This is a genomic window from Streptomyces sp. NTD91 (assembly GCF_059510455.1).
The window spans coordinates 1-19,816 of sequence record NZ_JCAJZW010000031.1 but is presented as its reverse complement, the minus strand read 5'-3'; the positions used below and the strand labels follow the sequence as shown (position 1 = coordinate 19,816).

At 72.2% G+C, this 19,816-nt stretch carries 17 protein-coding genes; 11 read left to right on the top strand and 6 right to left on the bottom strand.

Going from position 1 to position 19,816, the window contains the following annotated elements; all coding sequences use genetic code 11:
* Nucleotides 1–162 precede the first annotated feature (162 nt).
* Both AC5WRT_RS27010 and AC5WRT_RS27005 read left to right on the top strand, forming a co-directional pair.
* Nucleotides 163–1,068 carry a universal stress protein gene (locus AC5WRT_RS27010; protein ID WP_496093691.1) on the top strand — a complete coding sequence of 302 codons (906 nt, stop codon included), beginning with the start codon at nt 163–165 and terminating at the stop codon, nt 1,066–1,068.
* 23 nt (nt 1,069–1,091) lie between these two features.
* Nucleotides 1,092–2,006 (top strand): universal stress protein, encoded by a 915-nt coding sequence (locus tag AC5WRT_RS27005; RefSeq protein WP_496100676.1) that lies wholly within the window; start codon nt 1,092–1,094, stop codon nt 2,004–2,006.
* A 337-nt stretch (nt 2,007–2,343) separates the two neighbouring features.
* Here the strand turns inward: AC5WRT_RS27005 and AC5WRT_RS27000 are convergent, their stop codons facing one another.
* The gene (locus tag AC5WRT_RS27000; protein WP_496093693.1) at nt 2,344–2,916 is read right to left on the bottom strand and encodes an Rv1733c family protein; all 573 of its coding nucleotides are present in this window, start codon (nt 2,914–2,916) and stop codon (nt 2,344–2,346) included.
* Between the two features lie 349 nt (nt 2,917–3,265).
* Between AC5WRT_RS27000 and AC5WRT_RS26995 the strand changes: the two genes are divergently transcribed.
* Both AC5WRT_RS26995 and AC5WRT_RS26990 read left to right on the top strand, forming a co-directional pair.
* Nucleotides 3,266–4,990 carry a sensor histidine kinase gene (locus AC5WRT_RS26995; protein WP_496100675.1) on the top strand — a complete coding sequence of 575 codons (1,725 nt, stop codon included), beginning with the start codon at nt 3,266–3,268 and terminating at the stop codon, nt 4,988–4,990.
* Between the two features lie 372 nt (nt 4,991–5,362).
* Entirely contained in the window at nt 5,363–6,064 is a 702-nt protein-coding gene (locus tag AC5WRT_RS26990; protein WP_496093695.1) for a CBS domain-containing protein, read from the top strand.
* Nucleotides 6,065–6,530: 466 nt separating this feature from the next.
* On the opposite strand, the gene AC5WRT_RS26985 is transcribed toward AC5WRT_RS26990, so the two are convergent.
* The 3 genes from AC5WRT_RS26985 to AC5WRT_RS26975 form a co-directional block, all read right to left on the bottom strand.
* Entirely contained in the window at nt 6,531–6,989 is a 459-nt protein-coding gene (locus AC5WRT_RS26985; RefSeq protein WP_496093696.1) for a cyclic nucleotide-binding domain-containing protein, read from the bottom strand.
* A 666-nt stretch (nt 6,990–7,655) separates the two neighbouring features.
* Entirely contained in the window at nt 7,656–8,318 is a 663-nt protein-coding gene (locus AC5WRT_RS26980; protein ID WP_496093697.1) for a CoA transferase subunit B, read from the bottom strand.
* A gap of 2 nt (nt 8,319–8,320) precedes the next feature.
* Nucleotides 8,321–9,121, bottom strand: a complete 801-nt coding sequence (locus tag AC5WRT_RS26975; protein WP_496100674.1) for a CoA transferase subunit A — start codon at nt 9,119–9,121, stop codon at nt 8,321–8,323.
* Nucleotides 9,122–9,415: 294 nt separating this feature from the next.
* Between AC5WRT_RS26975 and AC5WRT_RS26970 the strand changes: the two genes are divergently transcribed.
* The 6 genes from AC5WRT_RS26970 to AC5WRT_RS26945 are packed head-to-tail and all read left to right on the top strand — an operon-like array spanning nt 9,416 to nt 15,250.
* Nucleotides 9,416–10,651, top strand: a complete 1,236-nt coding sequence (locus tag AC5WRT_RS26970; RefSeq protein WP_496093699.1) for a substrate-binding domain-containing protein — start codon at nt 9,416–9,418, stop codon at nt 10,649–10,651.
* A 4-nt stretch (nt 10,652–10,655) separates the two neighbouring features.
* Nucleotides 10,656–11,468 carry an ABC transporter ATP-binding protein gene (locus AC5WRT_RS26965; protein ID WP_496093700.1) on the top strand — a complete coding sequence of 271 codons (813 nt, stop codon included), beginning with the start codon at nt 10,656–10,658 and terminating at the stop codon, nt 11,466–11,468.
* Complete coding sequence (locus tag AC5WRT_RS26960; protein WP_496093701.1) at nt 11,465–12,265, top strand: ABC transporter ATP-binding protein; 801 nt, start codon at nt 11,465–11,467, stop codon at nt 12,263–12,265. Before AC5WRT_RS26965 ends, AC5WRT_RS26960 begins: the two co-directional genes overlap by 4 nt.
* The gene (locus AC5WRT_RS26955) at nt 12,265–13,152 is read left to right on the top strand and encodes a branched-chain amino acid ABC transporter permease (RefSeq protein WP_496100673.1); all 888 of its coding nucleotides are present in this window, start codon (nt 12,265–12,267) and stop codon (nt 13,150–13,152) included. Before AC5WRT_RS26960 ends, AC5WRT_RS26955 begins: the two co-directional genes overlap by 1 nt.
* A complete protein-coding gene (locus tag AC5WRT_RS26950) occupies nt 13,149–14,282 on the top strand; it encodes a branched-chain amino acid ABC transporter permease (protein WP_496093703.1) in 1,134 nt (377 codons plus the stop codon). The genes AC5WRT_RS26955 and AC5WRT_RS26950 overlap by 4 nt, the downstream gene beginning before the upstream one ends.
* A gap of 41 nt (nt 14,283–14,323) precedes the next feature.
* Nucleotides 14,324–15,250, top strand: coding sequence for an alpha/beta hydrolase (locus AC5WRT_RS26945; RefSeq protein WP_496093704.1), 927 nt, complete (start codon nt 14,324–14,326; stop codon nt 15,248–15,250).
* 63 nt (nt 15,251–15,313) lie between these two features.
* Here the strand turns inward: AC5WRT_RS26945 and AC5WRT_RS26940 are convergent, their stop codons facing one another.
* The gene (locus AC5WRT_RS26940; RefSeq protein ID WP_496093705.1) at nt 15,314–17,266 is read right to left on the bottom strand and encodes a helix-turn-helix domain-containing protein; all 1,953 of its coding nucleotides are present in this window, start codon (nt 17,264–17,266) and stop codon (nt 15,314–15,316) included.
* A 148-nt stretch (nt 17,267–17,414) separates the two neighbouring features.
* Complete coding sequence (locus AC5WRT_RS26935) at nt 17,415–18,797, bottom strand: MFS transporter (RefSeq protein WP_496100672.1); 1,383 nt, start codon at nt 18,795–18,797, stop codon at nt 17,415–17,417.
* A gap of 351 nt (nt 18,798–19,148) precedes the next feature.
* Here AC5WRT_RS26935 and AC5WRT_RS26930 point away from each other — a divergent pair.
* Nucleotides 19,149–19,816, top strand: a 668-nt coding sequence (locus tag AC5WRT_RS26930; protein ID WP_496100671.1) for a thiamine pyrophosphate-binding protein, incomplete at its 3' end; no start/stop codon positions are given.

The following is a 19,816-nucleotide window of genomic DNA, read 5'->3' as shown; positions in this document are numbered from 1 at the left end:
TCGCCGAGAGGACCTCGACCAGGTCGCCCGGCTGGGGCAGGCCGGGGAGGTGCCGCACGGCAAAGGGTCGGTCGGTCCCGGATGGGGCCGTCCGGCCCTGAGCGCGCAGGCCCCGCAGGCGCCAGTCTGGTGGCGGAACCCCTGACCCGGGAGGCGGAGACCATGCTCCGAACCATCACGGTAGGTGTCGACGACTCGCCCGAGAGCCGGGCCGCGGCCGAGTGGGCGGCCCGGGAAGCGCTGCTGCGTGGCCTCCCCCTGAAGATCATGCACGTGCAGGAGCCGACGCCCAGGTACGTGGCCCGGACGCCGCTGCTGAACCTCGACGACTACCGGCGCTGGGCCGAGCAGTTCACCCACGAGTGCGCGGACGGCATCCGGCTGCGCCACCCGGGCATCGAGGTGATCACCGAGCAGCTCACGGGTACGGTGGCCGACATCCTGTGCGAGGCGGCGGGTTTCGCCGACCTGCTGGTGCTGGGCTCGCGGGGCCTCGGCGGCCTCGGCGGCTTCATGGTCGGCTCCGTGAGCCTGGCCGTCGTTGCCCGAGCCGAGCGTCCGGTGGTGCTGGTGCGGCCGGGGGAGCAGGCCGCGGACGAGCACCGCATGGATCCGGCGGGGGTACCGTCCGCCGCGGCACCCTTCCGGCCGGTCGTGCTCGGCCTCGACCTCGATCACCCGGACGACACGCTGCTGGAGTTCGCGTTCGACGCCGCCGCACGTCGTAAGGCCGCCCTGCGCGCGGTCCACGCCTGGCCGGAGCCGCCGACCTCCTTCTACCGATTCGCCGGCGACGCCGAACTCTACGACTCGCTCGAGCGCGCTCAGACCGTTCTCCTGGGCAAGGTACTGCGTCCCTGGCGGCACAAGTTCCCGGACGTGGAGGTCCTCGAGGTGAGCCGGTGCGGAAGCGCACCACAGATCCTCCTCGACGCCTCCCGTGACGCCTCCCTGGTGGTCGTCGGCCGACGCATCCGCACCGGCTCCTTCGGCGCCCACATCGGCCACGTCACGCACTCCGCCCTGCACCACGTCGCCGTCCCCGTCGCGGTCGTCGCGCACAGCTGACAGGACATCCGAGGAGAAGAGCCATGAGTGCATCGGACGCACATGTCTTCGGCGAGCCCCTGGACCACCCGGTGGTCGTCGGCGTCGACGGCTCCGAGCCGAGCTTGCGGGCCGTCGACTGGGCTGCCGACGAGGCCGCCCTGCACGAGGCGTCGCTGCGGCTGGTGTACGCCTCGCTCTGGGAGCGTTACGAGGGCACTTCCGTGGCCTCCGACCTCGGCAAGCCGTCCGAGGAAGTGCTGGCCGAGGACATCATCGGAGCCGCGGAGCGGCGCGCTCGCCTTCGGCAGCCGGGCGTGAAGGTCACCACCGAGATACTGCCCGAGGAACCGGAGTACGGCCTGATACGGGAGAGCCGCAGCGCTCTCGCCATGGTGCTGGGCTGCCGAGGCCGCAGCGGCGTCACCGAGGCACTCCTCGGCTCGGTCAGCGTCGCCGTGGCGGGGCACGCGCACTGCCCGGTGATCGTGCTGCGCGGAAGCCACGACAACCAGGTGTGCCCCGGGGCACGCGGCCGCATCGCCCTGGGGGTGGGTGACGAGCCGGCGGACTCCGCCTCCGTACGGTTCGCGGTCGGGGAGGCCCTGCTGCGCGGGGTCCCGTTGGAGGCCGTCCGGGCCTGGCGCCGACCCCTGCACGAGCCTCGTGTGCACCCCCTCCTCGTCGGTGAGCCCGCCCACCTGCGGGAGCAGCAGGCCGCGGAACTGGTGGAGGAGGCGCTGCGGGACGTCCCGAACGCCCTGCAGGTGCAGCGGCGTACGGTCGAGGCCTACGCCCGTGACGCCCTGCTCGCCGTCTCCCGTGAGGCGGACCTGCTCGTGGTCGGGGCCCGGCGCCGCCAGGGCCACTTCGGACTTCAGCTGGGTCGCGTCGCCCACGGCGTGCTCCACCACGCGGCCTGCCCCGTGGCCGTCGTACCCGAGCCCGCACCGACCTGACGGTCAGCGCCTCGACGGCCGAGCTCCATGGAGCCGAGCTCGTCGATGCGGAGCAGGTCGGCGCGGCCGTGCGCGGCCGGAGCGGGGCTGGAGGCCAGGGCGGACGGCACCGCCGGATCCCGGGGAGTGCCCCGGGCGGGCGGCGGGGAGTTCACGGCGGGCGGGCGCGCTGTCTTCAGGACGGTGACGGCGGGGGTGACGGCGGGGACGCACCTGCGCGGGCACCCGCACGCCGACGATCGGACCGAGCAACTGCGGTTCGTCGGTGCACCTCGCACCGAGGGTCGTTCTGCCCGGTCACCGGGGACGAGGGCGTGGTGTCGGTGCCACGGGCCGGTCAGCCCGTCCTCGGGCCCCACTGCCGTCCGACCAGATCCCACTCCTGATCCCAGTGCGCCATGCGGCGCCGGTCGAGCCGCGCCCGTGCCACGGCGCCCGCACCGAGGACCGGGGCTGCCACGGCGAGAGCGGCCGCGACGCCGAAGAGGGCGGCCTCGACATGGCCCTCGTTGCGGCCCGTCGGCGGCGAGAGCATGAGCCGGCCCCGGTCGTCCTGCCAGACCGTCACCACGGCTCCGGCCTTCATACCCTCGTCGACGAGTGTGCGCGCGCTCCGGGAGGTCCCGTCCGGAGCCGTCCAGCGCACCGGCGCCTGAACACGGCCGTTCGTGGACCAGTCGCCAGTGATGTCGTGCGGGGCGTCCGCGATCAGGACCGCTCGAACGGGATGGCGGTGGGCGCGCTGTACCGCGAACGCGTGCTCGGCGCTGCGAACCGTCACCAGCCCGGCCGTCGCACCACCGATCACCACGAGCACCCACACGGCCAGGACGATCCAGGCCTCGACGACGTCCTCGTGCCGGCGCAGCGGATTGCTCCGCCACCGCCACAACCGCTCGGTGTTGCTCATGACGGACACCTCCACCTCGTCCTGCCTCCTTCGAGGGTGACGCCGGCAGATCCCCGCCCACAGGGGCCAAGGGGCCCCGCCGGCAGGCCGCCTGGGCCCTGCGCCGTCGTCGTACGGGGCGCATCGTCGCCCTGACGGACGCCGGACGGCCCAGTCCCTGCACGGTCCCCGATGGCGTGCGCGGTGTGGACGGTGGATGCGGACGTCACGGGCGGCCCATGAGCGCAGGGGTTCGCTTCGCCCGGCCATCGGTCCGCTCGCCTCCGTGACGGCGGTCGCGATGCCATTCCCGGCCGAGAACGGCTACCGTGACATGTGACCCCGAAGGTCAGCACGCGCTGGAGGGGACATGGTGGGACACAGCCCAGAAGAGCCCCGTGTACGACTGCCGCAGCTCAGGCTCGACGAACTGCTCGACGAGCTGCAGGCCCGGATCAACGCGGCCCGCGGCACGCAGGAACGTGTGCACAGCCTGCTGGAGGCGGTACTCTCCGTCGGTCGTGAACTGGATCTCGAACAAGCACTGCATTCCATCGCGGAAGCGGCCGCCGCCCTGGTCGACGCCGAATACGCCGCTCTCGGTGTCATCGGCCCCGACGGCAGGTCCCTGTCGGCCTTCTACACCGTCGGCGTGACCGAGGAGCAGATCGCCGAGATCGGCCATTACCCGGAGGGCCACGGCATCCTCGGCGAAGTGATCCGGCACCCGGAGCCGCTCCGGATGGAGAAGATCTCCCAGCACCCGGCCTCGTACGGTTTTCCGGCCCATCATCCGCCGATGAACAGCTTCCTGGGCGTGCCGATCCGGATCCGCGACCAGGTCTTCGGCAACCTGTACCTGACCGAGAAACGGGGCGGGGTGCAGTTCGACGAGGAGGACGAGGCCGTGTTGTCGACGCTGGCCGTGGCGGCCGGCGTGGCCATCGACAACGCGCGACTCTACGAGGAGTCCCGGCTGCGCGAGCGCTGGCTGCTGGCGAACGCCGAGATCAGCCACAGCCTGATGTCCGCCAGCGCACCGGCCGAGGCTCTCAGACTGATCGCCGAACGGGCCCGCGAGATCACGGGGTCCGCCCTGGCAGCGGTGGCGAGGCCGATGGAGGGCACCGGGTCCCTCAGCGTGGAGATCGCCGTCGGCATGGACGCGGACGCGCACCGCGGATTGGTGCTGCCCCTGTCCGGGACGCTGATGGGCCGCGCCTTCTCGGGTGCCGCCCCGGTGGCCAGCGAGGACGTGGACCACGACGAGCGGGTCTCTCCCGAGCCGCCGCGCTTCCAGGGACTGGGCCCTGCCGTGGCCGTCCCCATCGGCACCGGCGCAGGCGGCGTCCGGGGCGTGGTCCTGGTGGCTCGCGAGACCGGTCGGCCGGTGTTCTCGGCCACCGAGACGGAGACGCTGAGAGGCTTCGCCGCGCAGGCCGCGATCGCGATGGAACTGGCCGAGCGCCGCAAGGACGCCGAGCAGATCGCCGTCCTCCGGGACCGGGAGCGAATCGCCCGGGACCTGCACGACCTGGCCATCCAGAGGCTCTTCGCCACGGGCATGACGCTGCAGAGCGCAGGCCGGTTCATCGAGCACCCGCAGGCCGCGGAGCGGGTCTTGCGGGCCGTGGACGACCTGGACGAGACCATCAAGATCATCAGGTCGGCCATCTTCGGACTGCGGGTCCGCACGGGCGGGGCCGACGACGGACTGCGGGCCCGGACGGTACGCATGGTGGGCGAGGAGACCCCGGTGCTGGGTTTCGCGCCCAGCGTACGCATGGAGGGCCTGGTCGACACCGACGTGCCGTGCGAGATCGCCGACCACGTGGTGGCCGTTCTGTCCGAGGCCCTCACCAACATCGCCCGGCACGCCCGCGCCGACCGGGCCCGGGTCGTCCTGACGACCGACGGCCACGAGGTCTCCTTGACCGTCTCCGACAACGGCGTGGGCATTCCACCCGACGGTCGGCGCAGCGGGCTGCGCAACATGGCCGAGCGGGCGGAGCAGCTGGGAGGGCGTCTCGACGTGTCCAGCCACGACGGGAGCGGTACCACCCTGCGCTGGCGGGTGCCCCTGGGGCCTGTCTGACCATTCCCGTCTGCGGCACGACGCCGTGCGCGCTCCCCCACTGCCTCAAGGGTGTGGGAGGTGCCCCCACGCGCCGCACCGGCCCCCGGACCCGAGTACGTCCGGTCCGGGGGCCGGCACGCCGTGAGCACGGACCTGACGCCGCGCGGCCGCCCTTCGGGCAACGACGCGAAGGGTCGGACAGGCCCTCGTCGTCGCATAGGCGGTGGAACACGGCCCTGGCGGTGCCAGGTCGAGGCTGACCCTGTTCAGGGCCGCGACGGGCCGGACGGACCAAGGGCCCTTGGGACGGACCGTTCGGCCCATGCCCCGCACGCCTCGTCGGCGCAGCCTGTACTTGTCGTGGAACGGCATCCAGACCTGGAGGACGCCATGAACGGCACTCCCACCGTCGTGAAGGACGTGATGACCCGCAAGGTCGTGGCCCTGCGCACAGGGGCGGCGTTCAAGGACATCGTGCGAACTATGCAGGAGTGGCGGGTCAGCGCCCTCCCCGTCCTGGACGACGGTGGACGTGTGGTCGGCGTGGTCTCCGAGGCCGACCTGCTGTCGAAGGAGGAGTACGCCGAGGGCGACCTGGTCCGGCACGGGCAGGGTCGGCGGCTCGCCGACGTCTGCAAGGCGGACGCGGTGACCGCCGGGGAGCTGATGACCACTCCCGCGGTCACCGTGGCGCCCGGCGCGACTCTCGCCCACGCCGCGCGCGTCATGGCTCGCACCCGGGTCAAGCGGTTGCCGGTCGTCGACCGCCACGGGGCCCTGGAGGGCATCGTCAGCCGGTACGACCTGCTGAAGGTCTTCCTGCGCGATGACGCGGACATCGCCGAGGACGTCCGTCGCGAGGTCGTCGTACGGCTCTTCGGCGCGTACGCCGAGGGCGTCCGGGTCGACGTGCACGACGGAGTGGTCACGCTCTCCGGCCGGATCCATGAAACGGCTCTGACTCCGCTCGCCACCCATCTCACGCGCACCGTGGCCGGTGTGGTGGACGTGCACTGCGCGCTGACCGGCCCGCGCCGCCACCCGGATCTCGACCCGGACCTGCCGGATCCGCGGTGGTCGGCCTCCGCCTGACGACAGCGGGTGCCGCGCGCGGGACCCCGCCCTCCGGGCGGACGACGCCACTTTCGAAACACGCCCTAGGTGCTTGCCCTCCTCGGCGAAGTCCCGCTCGGGTGTGGTGACACAGGCTCGGGTGTGGTGACACGGGCGACGGGCTCGGTCTTCGTCGCCCGGTGCGCTCGGACGCGGGCGGCGTCCGCCGTGCTCACACGAAGCGGTCGAGCCTCCGCCCGGCAGCGGCGGCAACGTCGACGGGCGTGGGCGCCGCCGGGGGTGCGCAGGTGTCGGGGCTTCCTGGGTCTGAGGCGGTTTCGTCCGGATCAGCCGCTGGATCAGCCGCTCGTCGTGGGCCGCCGGCCCGGTCGCGGCGTCCGGTTCGGACATATGGCGGCTCGATCCGCGCCCGAGATGCAGCGCCACCTCCGAGCTGCACCGCTCGACAGTGTTGCGTTGCTCGGCCCCTCACCGTGTCGCGCGGTCACTCCAGGCCCCCGCTGCCGTACGGGGCGTACAGGTCGAGCAGCCGGATGCGCGAGGCGTGCAGCCGCTGCGCGACCACTCGTCCCACCCACACCGCGACGGCCCGGCCGAACTCGGCATCCTTGGCGCACATCGCCCGCACCTCCTCCGCGTCGAACTCCCAGGCCCGTACCGGGCTCATCGCCTCGGCACCGAGGTGCCAGACACAGGGCGGGAAGTGCCAGGACCAGCCGACCAGTTCGCCGTGGCCGAGGGTCTCGATGACGGCGGGACGGCGGCCGGGCACGTGCAGGTCGAGGGCGACGGTGCCGGTGCGCACGATCCAGAAACGGTCGGCGCGCCGCCCCTCCTCGAACAGGCGGCTGCCGGCGTCGAAGGAGACCTCCCGGGCGAGGCGCATCAGCCGTTCGCGGTGCACGGGCTCGAGAGCGGTGGTCACGGTGGTGGCGGAGGTCATCGACCCGCTCCCTTCATGGGCTGCTGATCCCAGCGTGCGCGCCTTCGTGCTCCCGCGCCACGGGTCGTCCGGCCCCGGCAGGGGCTCTTCGTGACGCGTCCGACCAGGCTGTCCTCGTACCAGGGAACGTCTGGCGCAGGGCCTCAGCAGCACACGCGGCCGGTGGTGCGGCCAGGGCACGACTGGGCGGGAAGGACCACCCGCTTCTCGCGGATCCGGATTGCGCGGTGCGCGGCTGCCGGCCGCTTCCCCGCGTCTCCAACGGGTCCTTCCCGCCACCACCAGCACACCACCGGGACCGTCGGCGCACCAGGGCCGTTCGGCCCTGATGCGGCGCCGAACCGAGGACGCCCCGGTCGTCCCGGCCGCATCGGACGACACGCACGAGCGGGTCGTCACGCGGCATCACGCGAACGCGTGCGGCCTGCGCATGCTGGGTGTGAGGGGAAGAACGTCGAGGGACACATCGCCGGGAGGGACCGGGCCGAACAGGCGGGGTCACCATCTTCCGCAGCGTCGCTGGGGCCGGGCACTCCACGATCCCTCATGGGGAGACCCGGCAGAGACTCGGCCGATGGGCCGTGGTCGTGCCCGGTCACAAGCGCTCGCCGGATCGCCGGGCCCGGCACGGACGGGTGGCTGCACCGTCGCTCGGGGAGCGACATGTCAGGACGTGGGGACGGGCACCTCCACGGCCTTGTCGACAAGGAGTTCGGCGCCGGTCGCGGCCAGGACGTCCTGCACGGTGACGCCCGGAGCGGTTTCCACCAGTCGCAGACCCTCCGCGGCTACGTCGATGACGGCCAGGTCGGTGATGACCCGGTCGACGACACGGCGACCCGTGGCGGGAAGACTCAGCTCCTCCACGATCTTCGGGCTGCCGTCCTTGGCGACATGCTCCATCACGACCACCAGCCGACGGGCGCCGTGGACCAGGTCCATCGCGCCGCCCATGCCCTTGACCACCTTGCCGGGAATCATCCAGTTCGCCAGGTCGCCGTGGGCCGACACCTGCATGGCGCCGAGTACGGAGACGTCGATCCGGCCGGCCCGGACCATGCCGAAGGAAAGGGCCGAGTCGAAGTACGACGTCCCAGGGATGGTGGTCACCGTCTCCTTGCCCGCGTTGATCAGGTCGGGGTGCTCGTCACCGTCGTACGGATAGGGGCCGACTCCCAGAATGCCGTTCTCGGAGTGCAGCACCACGTGCACTTCGTCCGGCAGGTGGTTGGGTATCAGGGTCGGCAGTCCGATGCCCAGGTTGACGTACTGGCCGTCGCGCAACTCCCTGGCGGCGCGGGCGGCGAGCTGGTCGCGGTCGAGCGGCACGGTCACTTCTCCTCGGAGTCGGTCGGCGAGACGGCCGCTTCGGCGCCGGCAGGCGCCGGGCGGACGGTGCGGCGCTCGATGCGCTTGGTCAGCGAGCCGTCGGCGGGGACCACCCGGTCCACGTACACGCCCGGCAGATGGACGGCGTCAGGCGGCAGTTCGCCGGCCTCGACGATCTGTTCGGCCTCCACCACGGTCACACGCCCAGCCATCGCGCACAGCGGGTTGAAGTTGCGCGCCGCCGCGTGGAAGAGGCAGTTGCCGTGCCGGTCGGCTACCGCGGCCCGCACCAGGGCGAAGTCGGCCGTGATGGCTTCCTCCAGCAGGTAGCGACGGCCTCCGAACTCCCGTGTCTCCTTGGGCGGGGAGGCCACCGCCACACCGCCGTCGGCAGTGTGGCGCCAGGGCAGGCCGCCCTCCTCGACCTGGGTGCCCATTCCCGCCGGGGTGTAGAACGCGGGAATGCCGGTGCCGCCGGCCCGCAGCCGCTCGGCGAGCGTGCCCTGCGGTGTCAGTTCCACCTCGAGTTCGCCGGCCAGGTACTGGCGCGCGAACTCCTTGTTCTCGCCCACGTAGGAAGAGGTCATCCGGGTGATCCGGCCCGCCCGCAGCAGCAGTCCGAGCCCCCAGTCGTCCACACCGCAGTTGTTGGACACGACCCGCAGGCCGGACGCGCTCGTCCCGGCCAGTGCGGCGATCAGCGTCGAGGGGATGCCGCACAGGCCGAACCCGCCGACCGCGAGTGTCGCACCGTCAGGGATGTCCGCCACTGCCTGCGCGGCCGCGGCCATCACTTTGTCCATGCCGTTTCCTTCTCCAGGGGGTCCGTCCGTGCGCCGGTCCGGCCTGCCCACAACGCGACCAAGGCCGGCTCTTTCTCACCCTTGCCTGTACCGGCAATCGCAGACCATGTGTGCTCATGCCATGACTCGGGCTCAAAGAGCAGTGATTGACAACATGCCGTCCGTCGTACGGCGCTCCTAGGGTTCCGGCCACCACGCACTGCGCTCCCGTCGTCGCGTACCCGGTCACCGTCACGGACAAGGCCGGTGGAACCGGGCGGCGGGCGCACGACACACCGTCAGGAGCCGATCGTCATGCGTCCCAGCCTCACGGACACGTTCAGAAGCAGATCCGTACGCGCACTCACCCTGATCGCGGTCGGCGCCCTGGTCGCGGGCTGCTCCTCGGCCGGCACAGCCGGGACCGCCTCCGCCGGCTCGGGTGGCAAGGCCGCCCCGGTGAAAGTCGGGCTGGTCTACTCCCGCAGCGGGCTCCTCGCCGCCTACGGCAAGCAGTACGAGGAAGGGTTCAAGGCGGGCCTCGCCTACGCGACGCACGGGACGGACAAGGCCGGCGGCCACCCGATCCAGGTGACCGAACAGGACGACGCGGGGGACCCGGCGAAGGCTGTCGCCGCGGCCAAGACCCTTGTGGGCAAGGGCTACAAGATCCTCGCCGGTACCACCGACTCCGGTGTTGCCCTGCAGATGGCGCCGCTGGCCGCGCAGAACAAGGTGCTGTACGTCAGCGGTCCGGCCGCCACCGACGCGGTCACCGGCGTGAACGCCTACACCTTCCGCTCGGGCCGGCAGTCCTACCAGGACATCCTCACCGCCGGCACCCTGCTCGGCGACGCCAAGGGCAAGAAGGTCACCGTGCTCGCCCAGAACTCCGCGTTCGGACAGGCCAACGTGGCCGCGGTGAAGGCCGTCCTCGGCAAGAAGGGCGCGCACGTCGGCTCCGTACTCGCCCCGCCCAGCGCCACCGACCTCACACCGTTCGCCCGCCAGACCCGGGCCGGCAAGCCGGACCTCGTGTTCGTCGCCTGGGCGGGCACCACCGCCCCTGCCCTGTGGACCGCGCTGAACCAGCAGGGCGTACTGGACGCGAGCAAGGTCGTCACCGGACTCGCGGGCACCGCCTCGTACCCGATCTTCGGTACGGCAGGCTCCAAGGTCGCCTTCCTCGCCCACTACTTCCCGGGCGCCGGGGGCGGCAACCCCGTGGAGAAGGCCATGCTCGACGGCATCACCAAGGCCGGCGGCACCCCCGACCTGTTCAGCCCCGACGGCTTCACCGCCGCCCAGATGATCGTGCACGCGATCGAGTCCGGCAGTGCGACCGACACGGACGCCATGGTCAAGGCGCTTCAGGGCTGGACCTTCGACGGGCCGAAGGGCAAGGAGCAGATCCGCGCGACGGACCACGCCCTGCTGCAGCCGATGTTCACGGCCCGGCTCAAGGGCAGCGGCAAGGCCGCCCGCCCGGAGCTGATCGACAGCATCCCGATGGCAGAGGCCGCACCACCGGCCACCAAGACGACGGGCTGAGCAGATGTCCTCCTCGAACACGACGTCACCGAGCGCCGCGGGGGCTCCGGGCGCCGGGGAGGCCCGTACCTCCCCGGCGCCGGTGCTCAGGCTGCGTGACATCGGCTGGACGGTGGGCGGCGCGACCATCGTCGACTCCGTGTCCTTCGACGTCCGCGAAGGCGAGTTCCTGGCCTTCATCGGCCCCAACGGCGCGGGAAAGACCTCCCTGTTCAATCTGGTCAGCGGGCTCAGCCCGGTCTCCCGGGGCACCATCGAACTGGACGGCCGCGACGTCACCGCGGAGGCCGCCTACGCCCGGGCCCGGCGCGGCCTCGGGCGTACCTTCCAGACCTCCAGCCTGTGGCCGGGCATGACGGTCGCCGACCACGTGGGACTGGCGGCCCAGGCCGCCGGCGGAGGTTCCTACCGGGTCTGGCGGCGCGCCGACACCTACCCGGAGCAGGTCGACCGGGTGCTGGCGCGCACGCAGCTCGCGCACCGTGCCGACACTTGCGCCGATGCCCTCTCGCACGGCGAGAAACGCAAGCTCGAACTCGCGGTCCTGCTCGTCGGCGAGCCGCGGCTGATGCTGCTGGACGAGCCGATGGCAGGCGTGAGCGCCGAGGAGGTGCCCGCGCTGACCGAGCTCATCCGGTCGCTGCACAAGGAGGAGGGGCGCACCGTGCTCATGGTCGAGCACCACATGGACGTTCTGCTGGACCTGGCCGACCGGCTGGCCGTGATGCACCACGGCACGCTGCTGGCGCTGGACACTCCGGAAGCGGTGATGGCCGACGCCACCGTGCAACAGGCCTACCTGGGGGAGGAGCTGTGACCCCCGGGCCCGCGCCCCTGCTCACCGTGCGCGATCTGCGTGTCGTGATCGCAGGCAAGCACATTCTGCACGGCGTCGACCTGGAGGTGGCCGCCTCCGGCACCACCGCGCTGCTGGGCCGCAACGGCGCCGGCAAGACGACCACCGTACGCGGCATCCTCGGGCTGGTCCCGCGCACCGGCAGCGTGCTGCTGGCGGGCGAGGAGACGGTCCGCCTGGCCACCCACGCCCTGGTGCGCAGAGGCATCGGCTACGCTCCCGAGGACCGCGGCGTGTTCGCCGCCCTCTCCGTGGCCGAGAACCTCCGCCTCGCGGAGCGGCCCGGCGCCGGTGAACCGACCTACGACCTGGTGTACGAGCTGTTCCCGGAACTGCTGCGACGCGCCCGGCAGGCCGCGGGCACCCTGTCCGGTGGCCAGCAGCAGATGGTCGCCGTCGCCCGGACCCTGCTCAACGGCAACCGGCTGATCATCGCCGACGAGCCCACCAAGGGCCTGGCGCCCAAGGTGGTCAGCGAGGTCGCCCAGGTGCTGGAGCGGGCCGCCGAGGCGGTGCCGGTGCTGCTCGTGGAGCAGAACCTCGCCGTGGTGCGCCGTCTCGCCCGCCACTGCGTCGTCCTCGCCGACGGCCGTACCGCGCACCGGGGCCCGGCCGCCGACCTGCTCGCGAACGCCGAGGCGGCCCGTCGGCTGCTGGGGGTCGGCGGCGTCGCCCACGGCACCGCAAAGGGGCCGGCCGGCCCGTCCATCCGCACCGCGGCGCGCCCCGCCGCCCGTACCACGGAGGCAGACGTCTGATGTCCACCGTCGTGCTGCTCACCTGCACCGGGCTCGGCCTGGGCGCCCTGTACTTCCTGATCGCCTCCGGCCTGTCCCTGATCTTCGGCCTGATGGACGTGCTCAACTTCGCCCACGGAGCCCTGCTCTCCGTCGGCGCCTACGGCACCTGGTGGGCCGCCTCGGGCCATCTGCCCGGGGCCGGCTCCGGCGGCGCCGGCTTCGCCCTCGCCGTCGTCTTCGGCACCGCGGTGGGCACCGTCGCCGCCGTACTCCTCGAACTCGCCGTGATCCGCCCGCTCTACAGCCGCCCCCGTGAGCAGATCCTCGCCACGGTCGGTGTGGGCCTGGCCGTCCCGGCCCTGCTGTCCGCGATCTGGGGATCCGACGCGCGGCCCTTCCCCGGGCCGAGGGCACTGTCCGGCACCTTCGCCCTGCTGGGCGCCGAAGTGCCGCTCAACCGCCTGGTGCTGATCGGCGCCGCGCTCGTGGTGCTGACCGCGCTCAAGCTGTTCCTCGGCCGCACCCGGCACGGACTTGTCGTCCGCGCCGGGGTGGAGGACCGGGCGATGGTCACCGCGCTCGGCATCGACGTGCGCAAGGCCTTCACCCTGGTCTTCGCCATCGGGGGCGCGGCTGCGGCCCTCGGCGGCGCCCTCGGTGGTCTCTACTTCGGCTCCGTGGACCCCGAACAGGGCACCTCGCTGCTCATCTTCGCCTTCGTGGTCGTCGTGACGGGCGGCATGGGCTCGCTCACCGGCGCCGCCCTTGCCTCGATCGCCGTGGGCCTCGTCCAGCAGTTCGCCAACTACTACACCACCGCCGGGCTCGGCGACCTCGCCGTCGTCGTCCTGCTCGCCGCCCTGCTGCTCGTCCGGCCGCGGGGGCTCACCGGGAGGCTCGCATGACCACCGCCACCCAGCCGCGCGGCCGGGCCCGCACGGCGGACCACCCCGTCGCGACCCGCTCCGAACGGCTGCGGCGCGCCACCCGCTGGTGGCCCGCCCCGCTGCTCGTCGTGCTCTTCACCCTGCCCTACAGCGCGCTGCCGCTGCCGGGTCTTCTGGACGGCCCCATCGGCAGCCCCGGAAACCTCCAACTGCTGGCTCTGTGTCTGGTGTTCGGTGCCCTTGCCACCGGCTACGACCTGCTGCTCGGCCGCACCGGACTGCTGTCCTTCGGGCACGCTCTCTACTTCGCCGCGGGCATGTACGTCACCAACACCGTCATGCTGGAGACCGGCCTGCCGCTCGCGGTGTCCGCACTGCTCGGCCTGCTCGCGGGCGTGGCGCTGTCCGCCCTGCTGGGCGCGGTCGGCCTGCGGGTCAGCGGCATCGGGTTCTCCATGGTGACCCTGGCCTTCGCACAGGCCGGGTCGATCCTCGTGCAGCGCGACCCCGGCGGCGTCACCGGCGGTGAGGAGGGCAGAGCCGCGCCCGCGGACCGGCTGCCCGCCTCTCTGGTCGGCATCGAGCACACCGCCAACCTGTACTGGATCGCCCTGGCCTATCTCGTCCTGGTCCTGGTCGTCGTGCAGTGGACGGTCCGCTCGCCCATCGGCCGGGTCTGGGAGGGCATCAAGGAGAACGAACGCCGCGTGGAAGTGCTGGGGCTGCGCCCGTACGGCTTCAAACTGGCCGCCTTCGTCCTGGCCGGCACCCTGGCCGCGCTGGGCGGCATCGTGTACCTGCTGCTGACCGGCGGTGCCACCCCGCAGACGACCACCTCCGACTTCACCCTTTCCCTGCTGGTGATGGTGGTGCTGGGCGGGTCGGGCACCCGGTGGGGCCCCCTGGTCGGCGGCGTCGTCTACACCTGGGCCGACCACCGGCTCGGCGACCTGGCCGGCTCGGGCGCGGTCGCCGGCCTGCCCTCCCTGCTGCGTGTGCCGCTCTCGCAGCCGCTGTTCCTGCTCGGCGCCCTGTTCGTCGCAGTGATATACCTGCTGCCCGGCGGCGTGGCGCGGCTGCCGGCCCGGCTGCGTGCCGCCCGTACGTCCCGCGCCGCAGGCGACCGCGAGGAGGTCATTCAGCCGTGAGCCGCACGCCGCGAAACGATACGACACCGGCCCGTCAGGACGTGGGTGTCCCTCCGTACGAGGAGCTTCATGTACCGGTCCCGGGCGGCACGTTGGCCGTGCTGCGCTGGCCGGCCGACGACCCGGGTGCGCCGGTGGTACTGGCGCTGCACGGCATCACCGCCAACGGCCTGAGCTGGGCGCGTGTCGCCCACCACCTGGCCGGCCGGGTCACCCTGGTGGCCCCCGACCTGCGGGGCCGGGGCCGCAGCGGGTGCGTGCCGGGCCCCTACGGCATCGCCGTCCACGCCGACGACATGGCCGCCGTGGTGGACACCCTGGGGGTGGACCGGGTGGTGCTGACCGGTCACTCGATGGGGGCCTTCACCGCGGCCCTGACCGCGGTGCGCCACCCGCACCTGCCGTCGGCCCTGGTGCTGGTGGACGGCGGTGTGGGCTTCCCCGTTCCAACCGGCCTTGACCCCGACGAGCTGATCACCTCGGTGATCGGCCCGGCCATGCGGCGGCTGTCGATGACGTTCCCGGACCGGGCGGCCTACCGGGCGTTCTGGCAGCGGCATCCGGCCTTCGCGGACTCCTGGTCGGCGTGGGTGGACGCCTACATCCAGCGCGATCTGGTGGGGGAGGAGCCCGAACTGCGCTCCTCCTGCAGTCTCGAGGCGGTGCGCACCGACGGCGTGGACCAACTCGGTGCGGAGGTGTCGGGCGCGGTGCACCGGCTGCCCCGTCCGGCCGTACTGCTGTGGGCGGAACGCGGTCTGATGGACGAGCCGCAGGGCCTGTACGACGAGCAGCGACTCGCGGCGGCCGGCCTCGACCCCCAACTGGTGCGCACCCGGCTCGTACCCGGCACCAACCACTACACGATCCTCATCGGCGACGAGGGGGCCCGGGTCGTGGCACAGCACCTGCTGGCGGCGGCCGGCGCGGCAGACCCCGGAGGACCGGGCGGTACGCGGTCACGGTGACCACGCCGGTTTCCGCTCCGCACCGGACGTGCCGGGGCAACCGTGCGGATGTCCGGCCGGCCCTCACGCGCCCGACAGCAGGTGCAGACGCAGGGCGAGCTGGAGTTCCAGGGCCTGTTCGGGGGTGTTCCATTCAGGGCCGAGCAGCGCCTGGATGCGGTCCAGCCGCTGCACCACGGTGTTCACATGGACGTGCAGCTCCTCCTTCGCCCGGGTCAGGCTTCCGCCACAGCCGAAGTAGGCGCTCAGGGTGCGGACCAGTTGGGTGCCGCGCTGGGCGTCGTACTCCAGCAGCGGCCCCAGAGCGGCGGTGACGAAGCCGTCCACGTCGTGGTGGTCGCCCAGCAGCACGCCCAGGAAGCCGAGTTCGGCGACGCTCGCCCCGTGCCCGTCGCGGCCGAGCACCCGCAGGGCGCGCAGACACCGCAGGGCCTCGGCGTGCGCTTCGGCGACGGACTGCGGTCCGGCGGCCGGTCCGGCGCCGGCCACCGTGACCGGCACGCCGACCAGTTGGCCGAGTTGCCCGGCGGCGACGCCGGCCGCCTCGCCCGGCGCGGTGCCGTCGCACGGCACCAGCAGCACGACGGCGCTGTCGTGTTCCGCGCTGACGCCGCCGCATCCGAACAGATACTGCACGGCGGCGTCGGCGAGCCGCCGCCGGGCCGCCTCGCCGGTCCGGGCGAGGAGCAGGATGTGGGGCCGGTCCAGGTCGATGCCGAGGCGGCGGCCGCGAGCCACCAGGCCGACCGGGTCGCGGCCGGGCGAGGTGAGCAGGTCGGTGATCAGGTCGCCGCGGACCCGGTTCTCGGTCTCCGCGACCGAACGCCTCAGCAGGAGCAGCAGGGAGGTGACGACGCTGCTCCGCTCGAACAGGCGTCGGTCGGGGCCGTCCAGATCGGGCCGCCCGTACAGGACCAGACAGCCCAGCAGTTCCTGGCCGGCCAGCACCGCGCAGACCCAGCGGCCGTCGCGGAACACCGCGTGAGCGGCCGCACGTGAGCTGTGCGCAGCCTCGACCAGCGCCGCCGCCTCCTCGGCGCCGGCGGTGTCCGCCGCGCTCCTGGCGAAGGCGTCGCCGTGCTCGCCGACCCCGGTGAGCGGCCATCCTGAGCTGTCATGGACCGCGACGTCACCCTTCAGCAGACCGGCCACGGCGGTGGCCACGTCCGAGATGTCACCGCCGCGCAGTACCAGGTCGGTGAGCCGGTCATGGGACTCCTCGGCACGCTGCATGGCGGCGGAGTGCTCCCGGATGACGGCGTTGGCCTCGGCCAGCTCGGCCAGCGCGATCTGTGCGTCGGCCATGGCCTTGGCGGTGTCGATGGCGATGGCGGCGTGGTCGGCCAGCGAACACAGCAGGGCGACCTCGTCCGGGGCGAAGGCGCGGGGTGCGCGGTCCGCGGCGAAGAGTGCCCCGATGACCTGTCCGCCGCTTCCCGACCCCAGCAGCAGGGGCACACCGAGAATCGCGACCAGGCCCTCGTCGAGAACTCCGGCATCGATGCTGCCGGTGTGCAGGAAGCGGTCGTCGGTGCGGTAGTCCGGGGAGGCGTAGGGGCGAGCGGTCTGCGCGACCAGACCGCCCAGACCCTCGCCCAGCTGCAGACGCAGGTTCTGGAACAGCTCCGACACCGAGCCGTCGGTGACCCGCATGTAGGTGTCCCCGGCTTCCTCGTCGGGCAGCGTGAGGTAGGCCGTGTCGGTCCCCAGGAGCATTCTGGCCCGCCGGACGATGGAGCGGAGCACGGCGTCGAGGTCGCGCAGGGCCGCCAGGTCGCCGGCGGTGTCGAAGAGCGCGGTCAGCTCCGCCTCCCGGCGCCTGTGCTGTCTGAGCGCGCCTTGTACGCGCAGCGCCGCTTCGGTGGCCCGCTCGACCTCCGTGAGGTCCTGGGCGGTGGCGCCGCTGCGGCGGGCGTCGACGGCGACGGCGCCGAGGTCCTCGGCGGGGGCGCCCCCGGCGAGGAGTTCGAGCATCCGGCGCAAGTGGTGGGTGACGGAGGTGGGCTTGTGCGGCATGGGCGGGCAACCGTAGCGAAGTCGGCGGGCGGTGGAATCGGTGCACGGCCGATGAGGGTCAGGGACATCCCCCCGACGGGGCAGGTCCGTGACCCTCGTCGACGGTGAGCGGGGTGGGACGCCGGCCCTCCCGCCGGCCGTGCGGGTGTCAGGCGGACGCGGTCGGCTGCTGGTCCGGGACCGGCCGTGCCGCGGAGTCGTCCGGCTCGATCGCGGTCAGGTCCCGGCCACGCGTTTCACGGGCGGCGACGACGGCGATCACGGTGATCACGGCGGCCAGGCCCACGTACACCGAGATGGGCGTGGAGTTGCCGTAGGAGCCGAGCAGCGCCGTGGCGATCAGCGGGGCCGGCGCACCGGCCGCCACCGAGGACAGCTGGGCGCCGATGGAGGCGCCGGTGTAGCGCATCCGGGTGGCGAACAGCTCGGAGAAGAATGCCGCCTGCGGTGCGTACATGGCGCTGTGGAAGATCAGCCCGACGGTGACGGCCACCACGAGGGCGGGGAAGGACCTGGTGTCCAGCAGTGCGAAGAACGCCCAGGACCACAGGCCGACACCGACCGCGCCCACCAGGTAGACCGGCTTGCGGCCGACTCGGTCGGAGAGCGCGCCGAACAGCGGGATCAGACAGAACTGCACGGCCGAGCCGATGAGCACCGCGTTCAGCGACGTCTGCTTGTCGATCTTGAGGTGGTCGACGCAGTAGGTGAGGACGAAGGCGGTGATCACGTAGTACGAGATGTTCTCGGCCATCCGCGCGCCCATCGCGACCAGGATGTCCCGCCAGTGGTGGCGCAGGACCGCGACGAACGGCAGTTGCTCGGCCCGCTGCTCCGCCTTGCGCCGCTCGGCCTTGGCGAGCGCCTCCTTGAACAGCGGGGACTCGTCGACGGACAGCCGGATCCACAGACCGATCATGACCAGCACGGCCGAGAGCAGGAACGGCACCCGCCAGCCCCAGGAGTTGAACGCGTCGTCGCTGAGCATGGTGGTCATCAGGGAGAGCACTCCGACGGCGACCAGGTTGCCGGCCGGTGCGCCGCCCTGCGGCCAGGACGCCCAGAATCCGCGCCTGTTCGCGTCACCGTGCTCCGAGACCAGCAGGACGGCGCCGCCCCACTCGCCGCCGAGGGCGAAGCCCTGGACCAGGCGCAGGGTGGTCAGCAGCAGGGGAGCAGCGACACCGATCGTGTCGTAGCCGGGGACGCAGCCGATCAGGGCGGTGGAGATGCCCATCATCAGCAGGCTGATCACCAGGAGCTTCTTGCGGCCGACGCGGTCGCCGAAGTGGCCGAAGACCACGGCACCGATCGGGCGGGCGGCGAAGCCGATGGCATAGGTGAGGAAGGACAGCAGGGTGCCGGTCAGCGGATCCGACTCGGGGAAGAACACACGGCCGAAGACCAGGGCGGCTGCGGATCCGTAGAGGAAGTAGTCGTACCACTCGATCGTGGTGCCGATGAGGCTGGCTGCGACGATTCTGTGGAGGCCGGCCGGGGGCGGGGGAGCGGTTGCTGCTTCGGATGCCATGTGCGCCACTTCCTCGTGTGCGGTGGGGACGGGTACGTGTCGGCACACGGTAGGAAGAAGCAGGTGAGGGGCACATGTGATGGGACTACATAGTTCAAGGGCTGGCTATGCGCGTGGCCACCATGTCGACTGGCCCCACGGCGCGTGCAGGGCGGGAAAGCGGTCGAAAGGACTGCCGTCCGGGACGACGGGTTGGGGGGTTAGGGGTGATTCGACCAGGATGGTGGCTCCTCGAGTGAGGAACTCGCCCGAGGGACCCGGGGCGCGAAAGGCGCCCGCGAGTGGTTTATGTCAGGGGCGCCGAGGCAACTCCCGGGGCCGACCTACCGCAACCCCGGCTCAGGAGCCTCCATGACCCAAGTCGCCGACTACGTCCTGCAACGCCTCACCGAATGGGGCGTGAAGCGGGTGTACGGCTACCCCGGAGACGGCATCAACGGGCTGCTCGGCGCCTTCGACCGCGCCCAGGGCAGTCCGGAATTCATCCAGACGCGGCACGAGGAGATGGCCGCGTTCATGGCGTGCGCGCACGCGAAGTTCACCGGCGAGGTGGGCTGCTGCACGGCCACCTCCGGGCCCGGCGCCATCCACCTGCTCAACGGGCTGTACGACGCGAAGCTGGACCACCAGCCCGTGGTCGCCGTCGTCGGCCAGCAGAAGCGGCTCTCCCTCGGCACCCACTACCAGCAAGAAGTGGAACTGGAGCGGCTCTTCGCGGACGTCTCCGAGTTCTGCCAGATGGTCGTGCACCCGGGGCAGGCACGCCACGTCATCGACCGGGCCTTCAAGACCGCCCTGACCACGCGCGGTGTCGCGACGATCATCATTCCGAGCGATGTGCAGGAGGAGGACGCCCAGCCGTCGCCGCCGAAGATGCACGGGTCGGTGTTCTCCAGCGTCGGCTGGAGCCGGCCCCGGGTGCTCCCCGATCCCGACGAGCTGCGGAAGGCCGCAGATGTCCTCAACGAGGGCTCCAAGGTCGCGATGCTCGTGGGGCAGGGCGCGGCCAAGGCCGAGCA

Bases quoted from the DNA above. Each gene is read 5' to 3' on its own strand.
- AC5WRT_RS26995 (WP_496100675.1), top strand. From the start codon at position 3,266: ATGGTGGGACACAGCCCAGAAGAGCCCCGTGTACGACTGCCGCAGCTC.
- AC5WRT_RS27000 (WP_496093693.1), bottom strand. From the start codon at position 2,916: ATGAGCAACACCGAGCGGTTGTGGCGGTGGCGGAGCAATCCGCTGCGC.
- AC5WRT_RS26950 (WP_496093703.1), top strand. From the start codon at position 13,149: ATGACCACCGCCACCCAGCCGCGCGGCCGGGCCCGCACGGCGGACCAC.
- AC5WRT_RS26935 (WP_496100672.1), bottom strand. From the start codon at position 18,797: ATGGCATCCGAAGCAGCAACCGCTCCCCCGCCCCCGGCCGGCCTCCAC.
- AC5WRT_RS26970 (WP_496093699.1), top strand. From the start codon at position 9,416: ATGCGTCCCAGCCTCACGGACACGTTCAGAAGCAGATCCGTACGCGCA.
- AC5WRT_RS26990 (WP_496093695.1), top strand. From the start codon at position 5,363: ATGAACGGCACTCCCACCGTCGTGAAGGACGTGATGACCCGCAAGGTC.
- AC5WRT_RS27005 (WP_496100676.1), top strand. From the start codon at position 1,092: ATGAGTGCATCGGACGCACATGTCTTCGGCGAGCCCCTGGACCACCCG.
- AC5WRT_RS27010 (WP_496093691.1), top strand. From the start codon at position 163: ATGCTCCGAACCATCACGGTAGGTGTCGACGACTCGCCCGAGAGCCGG.
- AC5WRT_RS26985 (WP_496093696.1), bottom strand. From the start codon at position 6,989: ATGACCTCCGCCACCACCGTGACCACCGCTCTCGAGCCCGTGCACCGC.
- AC5WRT_RS26975 (WP_496100674.1), bottom strand. From the start codon at position 9,121: ATGGACAAAGTGATGGCCGCGGCCGCGCAGGCAGTGGCGGACATCCCT.
- AC5WRT_RS26965 (WP_496093700.1), top strand. From the start codon at position 10,656: ATGTCCTCCTCGAACACGACGTCACCGAGCGCCGCGGGGGCTCCGGGC.
- AC5WRT_RS26955 (WP_496100673.1), top strand. From the start codon at position 12,265: ATGTCCACCGTCGTGCTGCTCACCTGCACCGGGCTCGGCCTGGGCGCC.
- AC5WRT_RS26940 (WP_496093705.1), bottom strand. From the start codon at position 17,266: ATGCCGCACAAGCCCACCTCCGTCACCCACCACTTGCGCCGGATGCTC.